Annotated in this window: 2 protein-coding genes; both read left to right on the forward strand. The window is 69.6% G+C overall.

Translation table 11 applies throughout. The features are described 5' to 3' along the window. Nucleotides 1-43 precede the first annotated feature (43 nt). Nucleotides 44-760 (forward strand): hypothetical protein, encoded by a 717-nt coding sequence (locus tag FNQ90_RS23280; protein WP_182608152.1) that lies wholly within the window; start codon nucleotides 44-46, stop codon nucleotides 758-760. A 260-nt stretch (nucleotides 761-1020) separates the two neighbouring features. Beyond that, the coding region (locus FNQ90_RS23285; RefSeq protein ID WP_182608153.1) for a hypothetical protein at nucleotides 1021-1370 on the forward strand (350 nt) is incomplete at its 3' end.

Genomic DNA, 1370 nt, shown 5'->3' on the forward strand with positions numbered 1-1370 from the left:
CCCTTCGAGAGGGTGGCTTCACCACCCACGCCGAAGCCCTCCGATGGTGCGGGGACGCCCTTGCGGGAAAGGCGGCTTCCGGGCCACCGACGAGCAGACGGAAGAGGCGTTCCGAGATGCCATCGGCATCGACCACGCCGACCTCATCCCCCTGGCCGAGCACCACACGCCCGAGGGCACCAGCTACCACCTGCTCCACCACGCCGCAGCCACCTGGGGCACCCCCGGCGAGCCCCAGCTCATAGCCCTCCACCTGTGGCGCGACCTGCGCGAGAAGACCTTCGGTTTCACCCACGCACCGCTGCCCCTGGTCGCCATGGCCCGGTCCTGGCTCGTCCACCGCGGCTGTCCCCGCGAGAAGATCCGCCTGGCGCCGGACACGGGCACAGCGGCGGCCGACGAGACGACCCGCGCGTTGGAAGACCGCCTCACGTACGAGGGCAACCACTTCGCCCTCCTGGACAGCTACACCGACGACGATCCCGACCACGCCGCGACCGTCGTGATCCTGCGCTCCCTCGACGAGCACAGCCCCTCACCGTTCCGCGTCCTGCACGAGACCGTCGACACCGCCTCCCGAACCCACACCCTTCGAGAGGGTGGCTTCACCACCCACGCCGAAGCCCTCCGATGGTGCGGGGACGCCCTTGCGGGAAAGGCGGCCCCACTGCCCCCCTTCCGGCCCACGGTCCGACCGGGCCCGCAGCCGATCGGTGTTCCTCCGGGAGTCGGCCACCGCTCCGCGGGGCGCGGACGCTGAGCGCTTTTCCCGGAAAGCCGCACAACATAGACGGGCACCGCCGGTTGGGCAAACCGGCGAATCCACGGATTCTGATTGCGGCCAACGCAACGGAACGCCCGGCCCGCATCTCTTCGCATTCCCGGTTCTCGAAGAACCTCATTCGGTGTGCGCGTTTCCCGACCCGCCACCGCGAGTCCTGCGATGAGGCCGGGTCGGGATGATTCGACGCCCCGATTTTCCATCCCCGCCATGGTTCACCATCTGGAAAGGAAACCCCTGTGTCCGACGGGACAGACGATGTCGTGGACGTTCTCACCGAACAGATCGAGCGCCGTTTCGACATGAGCATGGACGAGCTGAGGGCCGCGGTCGCGGCGGCCCCGGAGGCCCACGGCGAGGCCACCGAACTCGTGCGCTGGCACGCCCTGCTCACCGAGGCCCAGACCGCCGTGGACACAGCGGAGGACGACCTTCTCCGAGCGATGGAGACGCAGACCGACAGGATCGACGACCCCACCATGGACATCGCCCGGCGAGCCAACAACGCCGTCTTCGCCCGTGACGGGCGCGCCATGGTCGTGCGCTGGCTGCTGGACCCCGAGGCCCCCGGCAAGCGAGGGCCCACCGC

It is taken from the genome of Streptomyces alkaliphilus (assembly GCF_014141535.1).
Lineage (GTDB): Bacteria > Actinomycetota > Actinomycetes > Streptomycetales > Streptomycetaceae > Streptomyces > Streptomyces alkaliphilus.